Source organism: Streptomyces sp. NPDC058308, from assembly GCF_042880275.1.
In the GTDB taxonomy this organism is placed as follows: Bacteria; Actinomycetota; Actinomycetes; order Streptomycetales; family Streptomycetaceae; genus Streptomyces.
Genome location: NZ_JBHVZA010000028.1, coordinates 1 through 14,495 on the forward strand (window position 1 = coordinate 1; position 14,495 = coordinate 14,495).

The window sequence follows — 14,495 nt, forward strand, 5'->3', positions numbered from 1 at the left end:
TTAAGCGCACCGCTCACCCCTCCAACCCACTACCCCCCCGCGCCGCCACCCCCGGCGGGTCACGGGGGGGCCCCCCCGGCCCCCCGCCGGGCACGACCGCCCGCTCTCGTCACAGAGCCGTCCACGTCCCTTCTCGGGCCTCTTGGGCGGTCCGCACGGCCGACCCTGGACGGCTGGTCACCTCAGTGGAGGCCGCGCACGACTCCGGAGACAGCGGAGATCCGCGTGTAGACCCCAGGGCTCCCAGCGCGCCCACAGCCGCTCCCCCAGGACACGAGCCCGATGAGCCGCCCCCGGGCGACCAGCGGGCCGCCGCTGTCCCCCTGGCAGGCGTCACGCCCGCCTTGCATCTCGCCGGCGCAGAGCATGGTCCGGGCGATGTACTTCCCGTCGGCATTGCCTGGGTACGCCTTCTCACACACCGCATCGGCCAGCACACCCACCCGTGCCGAGTGCAGGGTGCGGGCGTAGCTGCCCGACCCCGTGGTGTCTCCCCAGCCGTACACGGCGGCGTCCGCGCCCGTCTCGTATGCCGGGTCACCCGCTGCCGCCATGGGGATCGTGTAGCCCTGTGGCAGGGGTTCCGCCAGCGTCAGCGCCGCCACGTCGCCGGAGTTCGTGTAGCTGTCGTACTTCGGATTCACCCAGACGTCGCGGACCGGGATCTCCACCCCCTCCGCCGAACGGAGGTCCGCACGGCCGGCGATGACCTTCAGGTCTGACATATTGCCCACGGACACCCCGAGCACCTCCTTGCTCATGCAGTGGGCCGCCGTCAGGACCGTCGAGCGCCCGACGGCCACGCCGCCGCAGAACTGCCCCGCGCGTGCACTTCCGAACCGGGCGCGGCTGGAGATCGCCACCGCCCACGGACTGTCGGACACATTCACCGGGTGGCCTCCGACGACCACACTGTCGGCCGCCGCTGGTACGGGGGAGACCATCGGCAGAACGGCGCCGACCGCCAGGGCCAGTGCTCCCGTCCACGCTCGGGCGAAGGGAAGATGCATGCGAGCTCCTCACTATGGGTTGCCATCGGGTACCCAGAGTGATCCAATCTCGCCCGCCGCGCACCCCACGCACGCGAAAGGCCCGAAGCCGCGTCGTTGCGGACTTCGGGCCTTTCGTGGAGTGACCTCGTGACTGCCGGCGCCTAGTCGAGGTAGTCGCGCAGGACCTGCGAACGCGACGGGTGACGCAGCTTCGACATCGTCTTCGACTCGATCTGACGGATGCGCTCACGCGTCACTCCGTAGACCTTGCCGATCTCGTCGAGGGTCTTGGGCTGGCCGTCCGTGAGGCCGAAGCGCATGGAGACCACGCCCGCCTCGCGCTCGGACAGGGTGTCCAGGACGGAGTGCAACTGCTCCTGGAGGAGCGTGAAGCTCACCGCGTCGGCCGGCACGACCGCTTCGGAGTCCTCGATGAGGTCACCGAACTCGCTGTCGCCGTCCTCACCCAGAGGGGTGTGGAGGGAGATCGGCTCACGGCCGTACTTCTGGACCTCGATGACCTTCTCCGGGGTCATGTCGAGTTCCTTGGCCAGCTCCTCCGGAGTGGGCTCACGGCCCAGGTCTTGGAGCATCTGGCGCTGGACACGGGCCAGCTTGTTGATGACCTCGACCATGTGGACCGGGATACGGATGGTGCGGGCCTGGTCGGCCATGGCGCGGGTGATCGCCTGACGGATCCACCAGGTGGCGTACGTGGAGAACTTGTAGCCCTTGGTGTAGTCGAACTTCTCGACCGCGCGGATCAGACCGAGGTTGCCCTCCTGGATGAGGTCCAGGAAGAGCATGCCGCGGCCGGTGTAGCGCTTGGCCAGGGAGACCACCAGGCGGAGGTTGGCCTCCAGGAGGTGGTTCTTGGCGCGGCGGCCGTCCTCGGCGATGATCTCCAGCTCGCGCTTGAGCTTCGGCGCGAGCTTGTCGGCGTTGGCCAGCTTGTCCTCGGCGAACAGGCCGGCCTCGATGCGCTTGGCGAGCTCGACCTCCTGCTCGGCGTTGAGCAGCGGGACCTTGCCGATCTGCTTCAGGTAGTCCTTGACGGGGTCGGCGGTGGCGCCGGCCGCGGCGACCTGCTGGGCCGGAGCGTCGTCCTCGTCCTCGTCGGACAGCACGAAGCCCTGAGCGCCCTCCTCGGCCGGCTCACCCTCGCCGGGCTTGCCGGCGGCGGGTGCCTCCTCGGTGGCCTCTTCGTCCAGGAGCTCGTCGGCGTCCTTCTTGGAGGCGGACTTCTTGGCCGCCGTCTTCTTGACGGCGGTCTTCTTCGCAACGGCCTTCTTGGCCGTCGTCTTCTTGGCTGCGACCTTCTTCGCGGGCGTGTCCTCGGCGGAGCCATCCGCGGTCGGCGCCTCAGTGGCGGCGGTGGCGGTGGGCTTCGCCGTGGCGGCCTTGGCCGCGACCGTCCTGGTCGCGGTGCGCTTGGCCGGGCTCTTCGCTGCGACGCTCTTGCGGGGGCGCTTCGGCTCCGCGGCACTGACCATCAGCGTCACACCCTCTTCCTCGAGGATCTGGTTGAGGCTGCGCAGAACGTTCTTCCACTGAGTGGCCGGAATCTGGTCAGCTTCGAAGGCACGACGCACGTCATCGCCGGCGATCTGCCCATCAGCCTTTCCCCGCTCGATGAGCGCCATGACAGAGACGGATTCGGCGATCTCCGGCGGGAGCGTACGGGATGTGCTGGCCGACACGAACAACCTCTCGGAACGTTGGAAAACGGCTTCCGGCCCCGTCCATTGTGGACCGGAGCCGACGACCGGCGGCAGGGGATTGGGCCGACGGCGCGGGCGGGCCTGGGAGCTGGACAGCGCCGCGAACGACGTCTGTATTCCCTCCTCGGCTATCACCTCTTAGGTCATCGCGCTGTTCCTTGGAGCGTTACGCCCAATCTACGTGGCCCGAGTCACACCCCGTAAGCGCTCAAAAACATCCAGACACTGACATAAGCGACCTATACGCATGCACGAATGATCCCCCGATGCCCTGCAAAGAAACCCCCCACAATCGTGTCGCCGGACCCCGCCGGGCTCTCGAGGAGCCCGCGGAGATCCGGCGACACAGGGAGGCGGTGGCGGAGCCGTCGACGGCGTACGGATCGACGTCGGTTCGACGTACGCGATGGCTCAGCGCCGCCGCGAGGCGCGCGCACGACCGCGGCGTCGGCGAGGCCGCGCGGTCAGTGCTCGCGCGGCGCGGGCACGACGCGCTCCACCTCGGGGTGGACGGTGAGCAGCTGCCTCATGGCGGCCTCGGCGCCGGCCCCGTCGCCCGCGGCGAGGGCGTCGACGACGCGGGAGTGGTGCACCAGGGACGCCTCAGTGGGGCGGTCGCAGCCGGTGGTCGGCCCGCCCGAGACCTGCAGTGCGGCCGAGACGATGCCGGAGAGGTGCTCCAGCATGCGGTTGCCCGCAACCTGGATGAGCAGCGAGTGGAACTCCGCGTCGGCGCGGGAGAAGGTGATCACATCTCCCTGGGCCAGCGCGTGCCCCATGATCTCCACCATGTCGGCGAGACGCTGCTGCACCTCCTCGCGGCCGTGCCCGGCGGCCAGGCGGGCGGCGAGGGGCTCGATCATCCACCGCAGCTCGCCGAGTTCGCGCCGCTGGTGGTCGCGCTGTGGCCCGAAGGCCCGCCATTCGATGATGTCTGGGTCGAGCAGGTTCCAGTCGCTGACGGGCCGCACGCGCGTGCCGACGTTGGGCCGGGCGCTGACGAGGCCCTTGGCCTCGAGCACGCGCAGGGACTCGCGGACGACGGTGCGGGAGACCTCGAAGCGCTGGCCGATCTCTTCGGGGACGAGTGGGCGGTCGGCGCCGAGGTCACCGGAGACGATCATCTGGCCAAGCTGCTGGACGAGTTGGCCGTGCAGCCCGCGGCCGCGATTTCCGGCGGCGCGTCGGCCCACCCGCCCCAGGTCCTGGTCGGCGCCGTCCCACACGGGCGGGGCGACACGCTCGGCGCCCGAGGACTCGGCGAACGGGTATCGGTCGAGGTCGCCCGGGCCGGCGAGACCGGAGTCGGCGGAGCGGGCGGTGGTCATCATGGTGTGCGCAAGGGTACTCACGGATCAGTTGTCGGCGCCGCCTCCAACTCCCTTGAGGTCTTTGGTGAAAAGCACACGAAAGGGTGATCGCTTACCCCGCCGCAATTGACGCCTTATCGGAAAGAAATGGACGTCATCCGGGGAGTAGCGCGCAGCCCGGCGCCGGAAGACGGCGGACGGTCGTCATCGGATCCTGGTGCGCATCGCCGTGAGCAGATATGCGCAGAGCAGAGCGGTCAAGGACAACATCAGTGCAGTGCCCACAGGTTGAGCGATCATGCGTACGCCCGCCGCCAGAAACCGCTCGGCACCGAACGGCCACTGCACCAGAGCGAGATCCCGAAGCCGCCCCGGAAGCCCGGCAGCCGATCGCACGGACGGCCCCGCGACGGCCTTCTGTACGAGCGGTACGACAACGATCGGCACGGCCAGCACGGCAGCGAGCCCCGCAGTCGTGGACCGGAAGACACCTGCGGCCAGCACTCCGGCCCAGGCGCATCCCGTCACCAGAGCTACCCAACTGAAGCTCACAGAAAGCCAGTCCGCGGGAACTTTCGTCAGCTCCTCTCCGTATACAAGGTGGAGCAGCACGGCGTCGGAGGCCACCGCGAGGGTGCCCAGGAGCAGCGCCGTGGCGGCCGCGACAAGCAGTTTGGCGCCGAGCATCCCGAGGCGGCGCGGCACGGTGCCCCTGTCCGCGGCGAGTGCGGGGTGGCGGAACTCGTCGCCGAAGGCAAGGGCCCCCAGCAGCCCTGCGCCAAGAGCCGCGGGCGGCAGAGGAAGTTCGCCGGGCCAGGCGGCAAGGAGGCGCTGCTGCGACGTGTGCCCGGCCCGCGCCAGAAAGACGCAGATCAAAGCGGAGGTGGCGAGAACGAAGGCAAGGGTGAGATATCCGGTGCCGACGCCCGTCAGACGGCGCACCTCGTAGCGCAGGGGGCGCAGCGGACTGCGGCTGGGGCGGACGGTGATGGGCGGCGGCAGGGAGGACAGCGCGTCGCGGGGAGCGGATGCGCTCGGAGGGAGAGCGGTGGGGTGCGTGGCGCCGCTCTTGAGTGGAACAGTGTCGTCGACTTCGAGTGGGAGCAAAGGGGCTGCCCCAGTGGAGGGGGGCGTCAGATCTTCCGCTTGGGGTTGGGGTTGGGCTTGAGGGTGGGCTTCGGCATGGGCATGGCCATGGGGTTGAGCATCGGCAGTGGGTCCCACAGAGAGCTCGGCTGGGTCTACAGCAGGGGACTCGGCGGGGTCTACGGCGGAGGTCGCGGCCAGCCGTTGGGTGACCTCGGTCGGGTCGTCGGGCGTGGTTGCGGCGGGGGCAGCGGTCGGGGTGGAGGTAGGGGCGGGGGTGGAGGCAGGGGCGTCGCGTGGGTGGGGTTCGGTCCGCGTCTCGGGGCTGTCGGTGGGCCCCGGTGACGCCATGGACAGCGACTGCTTCAGCGGCCCCGTATCTCCGACCTCGTCGGCGAGTTGGTGGACGAGGATGCCGTGCCGGTACGCGGTCTCCCCCACGTCGGCGCAGTTGCTTCCGTACACGGACAGCCTGTTGCCGCCCTCCCTGACCACCTCGATGGAGCGCTGCCTCGCGCGGGCCTCTTTGGTGAGGAGCGCGGCGAGGCGGGCGGCGTACGGGCTTTGAACGGCGACGCGAGGGCGAAGCCTTGTCCGCGCGAAGTCCGTGGCCTCCTGGTCGGCGACGAGTCGTCCTGCCTCAAGCGTGACGACACGGTCGGCGGATCGAGCGGCTTCCTTGGGGTCGTCCGTGGTGAACAGGACCGTGCCGCCCTGACTGGCGTGGGCACGCAGGATTCCGTGCAGCCACGCGCCTTCCCGGACCGAGAGGCCGTCGCCCGGCCCGTCCAGGATGAGCGTGTGCGGGTCGGCGAGTAGCGCGCAGGCCAGCCCCAGACGGCGGTCCATGCCGCGCGAGAGGGTGCCCAGGCGCTGGTCCCGGAGGCTGACGAGGCCGACGACTTCCAGCACGTCGTCGGCGCGCTGGACGGGCACTCCCGCAGCCGCGCACAGCATGCGCAGATGTCCACGGACCGAGCGCGCCGGGTGCCCCGGGACCTCGCCCAGGAGAGCGCCCACCTCACGCCCCGGGTGCGCGATGCGGTGCAGGGGGCGACCTCTGAAGTAGGTGATTCCGCGGCCCTGTTGGAGTTCGAGCATCAGCCGCAACGCCGTGGTCGTCTCGGCGGTGTCGGCGCCGAGCAGCGCCGTGACCCGCCCGGTGCGCGCCTCGAAGGACACGTCGTCCACGACGGGCGGGAGCTCCTGGCGGGGATTGCTGGTCAGTCCGATGGCCTGGATCATCGCTTCTCTCGCAGGATGTGCGACCGCGCGGCGGCCGGGGCCCGTCCACCGGTCGGGGACGGACGGACCCCGTGGGTACTGCAGCAAGATAACGCGACATTTACGGCTTTTCGGTCAGGGTGCGGGCGCGGCGGCCCGCCCCTCTGCTGAACCCGAGGGGCAGCTCACCCCCGGCTGGACCACAGGGCGGCAGTGCGCGCGACCGTCAGACCTCGGGGCGCAGCATCGGCGGGTTGAGAAGCGTCGCGCCGCCCGCGCGGAAGAGCTGGGCAGGGCGGCCACCCTGCCGGGTGGTCGTTCCGCCGGTGGGCACGAGGAAGCCCGGGGTGCCCGTGACTTTGCGGTGGAAGTTGCGCGGATCGAGGACGACGCCCCAGACGGCCTCGTACACCCGTCGCAGCTCACCGACGGTGAACTCGGGCGGGCAGAAAGCGGTCGCGAGCGAGGAGTACTCGATCTTGGAACGGGCACGCTCCACGCCGTCGGCGAGGATCTGGGCGTGATCGAAGGCGAGCGGCGCCGCCTGCTCCTCCTCGCGGCCGTACCCCCCCTGCTTGAGCAGGGCCTCGATCGGTGCCCAACGCGCACTGTGTGCGTCGCCGCCGGGTCGGGGTGCGGGGAGGTCCGGGGCGAGCGCGAGGTGGGCGACGCTGACGACCCGCATGCGCGGATCGCGCTTCGGGTCGCCGTAGGTCGCGAGCTGCTCGAGGTGCGCTCCGTTGGCCTGGGCCGGAGCGTCGGGGTCGTGGGCGCACAGACCCGTCTCCTCGATCAGCTCGCGCGCGGCCGCCGCCGAGAGATCCTCATCTGCTCGTACGAAACCTCCGGGGAGCGCCCAACGCCCCTGGAACGGCTGCTCGCCACGCCGCACGGCCAGCGCACAGAGCGCGTGACGGCGCACGGTCAGCACGACCAGGTCGACGGTGACTGCGAAGGGCGGGAAGGCCGACGGGTCGTAGGGCGACATGCCGCGATCATAGTCGTCTGCCTGACGATAAACATCTCCTTCGCCCATTGCTTCCCAGTTCGAGGAACCGCGGTTCCGTGGGCGTCCCCGCGTGATCGCAGGCCCTGTCCAAGCAACCCCGGCGATCATGAGCAGCGGCGCCGTTCGGGAGTCGGGCAGGGGTTGCGCTGGGCTCTGCGGGGAGCAGTACGTGGTGCGGCGCGGGAAGTGGGGCGGCGGGGTCATACTCCCAACTGCAGCCCGTCGGCTGCCTCCTCGACCATGGCGAGGCCGAGTCGGCTCAGGCGTACGGAGAAGGGGGCGCCCGCGACGTTCAGTGCGCTCAGCCCCAGTTCCCCCAGCGGGGCGCTACGGACCGGGCTCAGGGTGACCGTGCCGCTCGGCACGTCGGGCCGGATTCCGGCGAGCGCCACGAGCACGTGCACCCCGGCGGCCGCGGCGGTGGCCGCAGGGCGGCAGGCTGCCGGGTGCGGCACCGGGGTTCCGCCCTCGGTGCGCTGCTCCCCCGCATACATCTCTGGCAGGCGGTGGCCGAAGGACTCAGCCGCCGACAGCATGCCGCGCAGCAGCGAACTCGCCTCCTTCTCGTAGCCCGCCGCGACCAGTCCCGCGACAGCGACCGCGGTCTCTTGCACCCGGACCGCCCCGCCCCGGTGCCCGAAGGGGTTGTACATGGGCTCCTTCGCGCCGAGGCTGCGCAGCCCCCAGCCGGAGTCCATGGCGGGGCCCCCGAGCAGCCGCGCGAGCTGTTCGGTCCGCACTTTGCCGAGCAGCCCGGGGGCGAGCACGCCCGACCCCAGCAGGCCGGTGTCCAGGAGGTGGGCGGCTCCCCCGCTGAGGTGCGAAACGTGACGCCCGTCGGCCAGGCGGGCGGCAGCCGGTCTGCCGCCCGCCCTGTCGTCCACCCAGAACTCCTCCCCGAACGCGGTCCGCAGCCGCGCCGCCCACTGCCGCAGACCGGCGGCGTCCGCCCGGCCGTGCGCGTCGAGCAGGTCGGCGCCGAGCAGGGCGGCTCTATGCGCGTGCGCCTGGATCTCGCTGCGCGCGAGGCTGCCGCCGGTGGCGGTGTCGTGGGGTGCGAGGCCGCCTTGGGGTACAGGTCTGGTCTGATTTGTGGGTCCTGGCTGGTGCGCGCCGGGGTGGATGTCGGACAGGTACACGCCGTCGCCGACCGTGGTCCGCAGCCACCGCAGGCACCGTTCCGCCGCAGGCAGCAGTTCCTCAACCTCCTGTGCGGGAAGTCCCCAGCGCCACGCTTCTGCGAGGACCACCGGGAAGAGCAGGGTCGCCTCGGTGCCCGTGCAGCCGGGTGGCAAGTGGGGGCCCGCGTCCCGCAACGGGCCCGGGATCATGCCCGACCGGCGTCCAGGGCCCGCGAGTTGGCTGCGGGCAAGAGTGCGCAGCGTTCCCGCGGCGAGCCGCGTGCCCAACGGCAGTGCCATCCGGGCGGCGGCCAGCGCCTCGGCAGGTGCGAGGCCGCAGCGCCACGGCGCCCCCGCGGCCGGATACATGTCGGCCGGATGCTCGGTGTCGCGCAGCAGCAGCGCCTGCAGGTCCTCGACCGACCGGTCGAGGAGCGGCCGGACCCTGGGGTCGTCGCCGACCGCCCGAGCCCCGGCGAGGGACCGCGTCCCGCCGTGGCTCGCCGCGCGGACCGGCCCGGCGCCATCGGGCCGCACTCGCAGCTCCACGCTCCGGGAGCCGCCCGGCGGCAGATCCATCTCCCAGCGCAGCAGACCCGCGGAGGCCATGGCGTCGTGGGGTGGGGGGTTGGCCGTGACCACGCAGTGAGCCGTGGCCGAGGCCCACCGCATGCCGGAGTCGTACACACTGGCAGGCAGTTCGGGACCGGCCCTGCCCGCGGCTACCGCGCCCACCTCGGCGAGATCCGTGCCGAGCGAGATCTCGACGGGCAGCCGAAGAGGGCGGCCGGACGCGCTGTGCAGGGTGATCCGCTCCGTGCCGTCCGCGTAGCGGATCCTTTCGACGACGACTTCCGGGTCGGGGCCACTGTCCGTCGGGAGGCGCAGCGTCGCCACGAACCGGGCGCTGTCCGCCGACAGCATGCGGGCCTGTACCGCGACGGGTTCCCTCCCCGCCACGCGCACCTCGCAGCGGGACAGGGTACGACGTCCCGCGCGGTAGAAGCCTTCCAGGCCTCGGCCGGTCAGCTGCCCCTGGTCCGTCGAGATCGCGAGGGCCGGCAGGGCGACGCAGGTCAGCACGGCGTGTGCGGGCGGGAGTTCGGCGGGGCGGCGCGGAACCGGGGCCGGCGTCCGGGCCGGGCCGCCGGGCAGGGGCGAGCGGGCCCGCACGGCCCGCTGGGGCCCCTCTCTGTCGAAGCCGGAAGACGGAACGGGAAGAGACATGAGGCAGCTTCTTCTGCGTTGTCTGCGCTACGGAAAGTCGCAGGAGGTGCGACGGCGCGACCCTGCTGCGGGTACCGCCACTCAGGTGAACGGGCCGACCCCGCTCCAAGTCACGCCCGCACGTCCGGAAGCCGCCCATGTGGCCCCGGCCCCGGCCTCTCGGGCGTGTCAGGGCCGACTGTGCCGACTGTAGCCATGACGCCCACCCTCTCCGATCTGCCCACCACCAGAGGCGCGCGCTCATCGGTCGTCCCGGGCGCTGCGCCGGATGGTGCGGCGGCGATTCCGCGGCCCTGTGCCCGAACTGCCTGAGGTTCGCGTGCTTTCGAAGGTTCGGGGGCCACCGGAGGCCTGGGAACGACGGCCGTCGTCGCCGAACGTACGCGGGAGTCGGCGGCGGCGCCGACGGGGAACGACGTCTGGCGATACCTCAAGAGAGCCGGAGGAGACGCCTGAGCCTTCTGCTTCACCTGGCTCTCCTGCTGCGACTGAGTCTCCGGCTGTGTCCGGCTCTCCTTCGGCGCCTGGCTCTCCTGCTCCTCCGCCTGACTCTGCTGTCGCGCCCGTCTCTTCCGCCTTGTCTACGACCTTTGCTTCAGCCGCTCCTCCTTCTTCTTCGCGTCGCCCCTCCTCCTCACGGCCGTCGCGCTCCCTTCGCAGGCAACGGCGGATCGACTCCGGGTCCACGTCTTCGTTGCAGGCCTGGTTGAGGAGCAGGGCGAAGGCGTATCCGGGGTCGGCGGACAGCGCCATTTCCAGGGCCTCCTGGCCCTCCGCTACGCTGCCGAGCGACCAGGCGACCCACCCCGCGAGGGACAGCGGCGCCGCCGCGTGCTCCGTGTACGCGCCGACGCAGCGCCGGGCCAGGGCCCTCCAGAGACGCAGCGCGGGCGGCGCCTCGGCGCCCTCCATCCACTCCGCCGCACGGTCACGGGTCGTCCGGACCTGGAGGCCGAGGATCAGCGCGGCTGCCTCGTCGTGCGCGATCAGCTCGTCGTCCCTGCGGTCCGCATCGAGCGCGTCGACGACCGGGGGTACGGCCGCCAGGCGTGCCATGATCCGACGGGCCAGGTCGAGCGTCTCGGCCGCGACGCCCTCGTCCTCACCGTGCCGGTTCTCGACGGGCAGGTCGCCCGCGCCACTGCCCTCGTCACGCCAGTCCATGTCGTTCAGCATCCTCGGGATGAGGGTGAGACCGGCCGCGTCGAGCGCGCGCTCCTGGTCCGCCGCCGCGGCGGTCTGCCAAGGGGCCAGTCGCCCCCTGATCTCGCTTTGCGTGGTGCCGGCTTGGACCCCCATGTAGGTCGCCGCGGCGGCCAGGACCGAGGTGCCCGGCCTGAGCAGGGGCATGCCTTCCGGCGGGCAGCACCGGGTGTCCGGGCAGCAATAGGTCCAGAAGCGGCCCTCCGAAATGCACACGACCTCGAACACCGGAACGTCGAGACGACCGCACGCCGTGCGCAGCGCCTGGGCCAGCGGGCGCAGACGTTCCGTCACTTGTCGCGCGGACTCCACCCCGGCAGGCTCCTGGCACAGGAAGGCCATGACGCCATCCGGCCGCTCTCCCCTCCTCTCGCAACCACCCACCAGGCATTGGGCCAGTTGTTCCGCGACGCACGGCCAGTCCTCCGCGCGCTCGGGAACTCCGAGGCGCACACGGCCGCCGAACCGTCCCCGCGCGCCGTGCAAGGCGATGAGCACGATGCTCTCCTCGGGCTTGAACCCGAGCAAGTACGGCAAGGCGTCGGCCAGTTCGGCCGGGGTGCGCAGGGTGACCGTCGGCTCGTCGAACGAATCCCTCGGCCGGGCCGAGCCCTTGGGGCCGATCGGGCCTGCTGCTTCGCTGTGGTTCTTCGTCATGCGACGACTTTCCCGCGGATCACCGGATTCCGGTTAGCCCTGTGGATAACCCCGATCAGGGGCACGCCAAGAGTTATCCACAGCGAGAGGCGGCAGCTGGCCCTTCCGCCCCTCCCGAGCGCACAGTTGGTCTCAAGCAGCCGTCACCGCATCCGCCGCCCCGTCGCATAACCGCCTCGCTCACCGCATCCACCGCGTTCGCCGCGCTCACGGCGTTCGCCCACTCATCACCCCGCCCCGTTCGCCAACCCTCGCGCCAGCAGACCCGAGAGGCAGGCCATATCGACGCACCATCCAGACCCGACACCCAACGACCGACAACGTTAATTAGGTTAGGCTAAGCTAAGGTCATCTTGGCGGTCGGACCCATCGGCGCGCGCGTTTCAGGGGAGGGGACATCACCCATGGGCTTTCCCGCCATCGGCTCGTATCCGATTCCGGACCGCACAGCCCTCCCCCGGTCGCACGTCTCCTGGAGGATCGATCCGATGCGTGCGCGCTGCTCGTGCACGACATGCAGAACCACTTCGTCGGCGCGTTCCCAACAGAACGCTCCCCCGTGGTGGAACTCGTCGACAACATCGCGATGCTCCGGGCTGATCCTGCACAGAGAGCCGAACAACGCCTGACCGTTCCCGCCTGACAGTCCCGCCTGACCATTCGCCTGCCCGGTCGGCAGAAGCGGTATGCGGTGCGCGGCATACGGCATGTCGCGCGCCGCAGTAGAGATACGGACATCACGAGAGACGGAGATCATGACAGTACGGGCCGCGGTGGCCGGAGCGAGTGGCTATGCCGGTGGGGAGATCCTCCGCCTGTTGTCGTCACATCCGGAGGTCGAAATCGGCGCGGTGACCGCGCACAGCAGTGCGGGGCGGCGCCTCGGGGAAGTGCAGCCACACCTGGCCGCCGTCGCGGACCGGGTCCTGGTGGAGACGTCGGCGGCGTCCCTGGGAGGCCATGACGTCGTATTCCTCGCGCTGCCGCACGGCCAGTCCGCCGAGCTGGCACGGCAGTTGCCGGACGACACCCTCGTCGTGGACTGCGGGGCGGACTTCCGGTTGGGCGAGCCGGCCGACTGGGAGCGGTTCTACGGCACCCCGCATGCCGGGACCTGGCCCTACGGGTTGCCCGAACTGCCGGGTGCGAGGGCCGCGTTGAGAGGGGCTCGCCGCATTGCCGTACCGGGTTGTTACCCGACAGCCGTGACCCTGGCGCTGTACCCGGCCTTCCTGGCGCAGCTGGTGGAACCGGAGGCCGTCGTCGTCGCTGCCAGCGGTACGTCGGGGGCGGGCCGAGTGGCCAAGCCTCATCTGGTCGGCGCCGAGGTGATGGGGTCGATGTCGCCGTACGGGGTCGGGGGCGGCCACCGGCACACGCCGGAGCTGACCCAGAACCTCTCCCAGGTCGCGGGCGAGCGCGTGACCGTCTCCTTCACGCCGACGCTGGCGCCCATGCCGCGGGGCATCCTCGCCACCTGTTCGGCACGCTTGCGCCCCGGCCTGACGGCACAAGCGGCGGAGGACGACGCACGGGCCGCGTACGAGACGGCTTACGCCGACGAGCCGTTCGTAGACCTGTTGCCGCCCGGTACCTGGCCGTCCACGGCCGCCGTCCTCGGGTCCAACACCGCCCGGATACAGGTGGCCGTGGACGCCGACGCCCGCCGGCTCGTCTGTGTCAGCGCGATCGACAACCTGACCAAGGGCACCGCCGGTGGCGCGGTGCAGAGCATGAACATCGCCCTCGGCCTGCCGGAAGGCATGGGCCTGCCCATGAATGGAGTGGCTCCGTGAGCGTGACCGCTGCCCGGGGGTTCCTCGCGAGCGGACTGTCCGCCGGGATCAAGGAGTCCGGTGACCCGGACCTGGCGCTGGTGGTGAACCGCGGACCGTCGGACGCGGCGGCCGCCGTGTTCACCTCGAACCGGGTGCAGGCCGCGCCCGTGCGCTGGTCCCGGAGCGCGGTGGCCGACGGCGCGTTGTCCGCGGTCGTTCTCAACTCCGGCGGGGCCAACGCCTGTACGGGCCCCGCAGGCGAGGCCGACGCCCGGACGATGGCTGAGCGTACGGCGCGGGCGGTCGGTGCCGAGGCCGGAGGGGTCGCGGTGTGCTCGACCGGGCTCATCGGCGTTCCGCTGCCCATGGACCGGGTGACGGCGGGTATCGACGCCGCCGCGGCACGGCTGTCGGGCGATGGCGGTGAGGACGCGGCCGTGGCGATCAAGACGACCGACTCGGTGCACAAGACGGCGGTGGCGTCCGGTCCCGGCTGGACCGTTGGCGGTATGGCGAAGGGGGCGGGCATGCTCGCCCCCGGTCTCGCGACCATGCTGGTGGTGCTCACCACGGACGCCGACGTACGCGCGCCCGAGCTCGACTCCGCGCTCAGGGAGGCGGTGCGTACGACCTTCGACCGCGTCGACTCGGACGGCTGCATGTCGACCAACGACACCGTGCTGCTGCTCGCGTCGGGGGCCTCAGGGGTCCGGCCGGACCCGGTCGCGTTCGCGGAGGCCGTGCACGGCGTGTGTCTCGATCTGGCGCAGCGGCTCATCGCGGACGCGGAGGGCGCTTCGAAGGAGATCGAGGTGCGGGTGGTCGGCGCGGCTTCGGAGCGGGATGCCGTGGAGGTGGGCAGGTCGGTGGCCCGGAACAACCTGCTCAAGTGTGCCCTGCACGGCGAGGATCCGAACTGGGGGCGGGTGCTGTCGGCGATCGGCACGACATCTGCCGTCTTCGATCCGGGCCACCTGGACGTGGCGATGAACGGCGTCCTGGTGTGCCGGGACGGGGCGGCCGGGGAGCCCCGGGACACGGTGGACCTGTCGGGGCGTCAGGTGACGGTCACCGTCGATCTGCGCTCCGGGACGGCGGCGGCGACGATCTGGACGAACGATCTCACCGCTGCGTACGTCCACGAGAACAGCGCGTACAGCTCGTGAA

The 14,495-nt window shown here is 71.2% G+C and carries 10 protein-coding genes; 2 read left to right on the forward strand and 8 right to left on the reverse strand.

Annotated features, from left to right (window positions below):
- Positions 1-182: 182 nt before the first annotated feature.
- From ACFVYL_RS30340 to ACFVYL_RS30375, 8 genes are all read right to left on the reverse strand, one after another.
- Entirely contained in the window at positions 183-1,010 is an 828-nt protein-coding gene (locus ACFVYL_RS30340; protein WP_389721558.1) for a S1 family peptidase, read from the reverse strand.
- 143 nt (positions 1,011-1,153) lie between these two features.
- On the reverse strand, positions 1,154-2,698 hold the full coding sequence (locus ACFVYL_RS30345) for an RNA polymerase sigma factor (protein WP_389721560.1): 1,545 nt from the start codon (positions 2,696-2,698) through the stop codon (positions 1,154-1,156).
- A 479-nt stretch (positions 2,699-3,177) separates the two neighbouring features.
- Positions 3,178-4,065 (reverse strand): FadR/GntR family transcriptional regulator, encoded by an 888-nt coding sequence (locus ACFVYL_RS30350; protein WP_389721562.1) that lies wholly within the window; start codon positions 4,063-4,065, stop codon positions 3,178-3,180.
- A gap of 162 nt (positions 4,066-4,227) precedes the next feature.
- Positions 4,228-6,354, reverse strand: coding sequence for an ATP-binding cassette domain-containing protein (locus ACFVYL_RS30355; RefSeq protein ID WP_389721564.1), 2,127 nt, complete (start codon positions 6,352-6,354; stop codon positions 4,228-4,230).
- Positions 6,355-6,559: 205 nt separating this feature from the next.
- Complete coding sequence (locus ACFVYL_RS30360) at positions 6,560-7,321, reverse strand: NUDIX domain-containing protein (RefSeq protein WP_389721566.1); 762 nt, start codon at positions 7,319-7,321, stop codon at positions 6,560-6,562.
- A gap of 221 nt (positions 7,322-7,542) precedes the next feature.
- A complete protein-coding gene (locus tag ACFVYL_RS30365; protein ID WP_389721568.1) occupies positions 7,543-9,690 on the reverse strand; it encodes a glycogen debranching N-terminal domain-containing protein in 2,148 nt (715 codons plus the stop codon).
- A 240-nt stretch (positions 9,691-9,930) separates the two neighbouring features.
- Positions 9,931-11,550: a DUF4192 domain-containing protein gene (locus ACFVYL_RS30370; protein WP_389721570.1), complete on the reverse strand. Its 1,620-nt coding sequence runs from the start codon at positions 11,548-11,550 to the stop codon at positions 9,931-9,933.
- 337 nt (positions 11,551-11,887) lie between these two features.
- Complete coding sequence (locus tag ACFVYL_RS30375; protein WP_389721572.1) at positions 11,888-12,307, reverse strand: hypothetical protein; 420 nt, start codon at positions 12,305-12,307, stop codon at positions 11,888-11,890.
- Here ACFVYL_RS30375 and argC point away from each other — a divergent pair.
- Both argC and argJ read left to right on the forward strand, forming a co-directional pair.
- Positions 12,306-13,346, forward strand: a complete 1,041-nt coding sequence (argC, locus tag ACFVYL_RS30380; RefSeq protein ID WP_389721574.1) for an N-acetyl-gamma-glutamyl-phosphate reductase — start codon at positions 12,306-12,308, stop codon at positions 13,344-13,346. The two genes, ACFVYL_RS30375 and argC, sit on opposite strands and share 2 nt — an antisense overlap.
- Positions 13,343-14,494 carry a bifunctional glutamate N-acetyltransferase/amino-acid acetyltransferase ArgJ gene (gene argJ / locus ACFVYL_RS30385; protein ID WP_389721576.1) on the forward strand — a complete coding sequence of 384 codons (1,152 nt, stop codon included), beginning with the start codon at positions 13,343-13,345 and terminating at the stop codon, positions 14,492-14,494. The genes argC and argJ overlap by 4 nt, the downstream gene beginning before the upstream one ends.
- The last annotated feature ends 1 nt before the right edge of the window (position 14,495 follow it).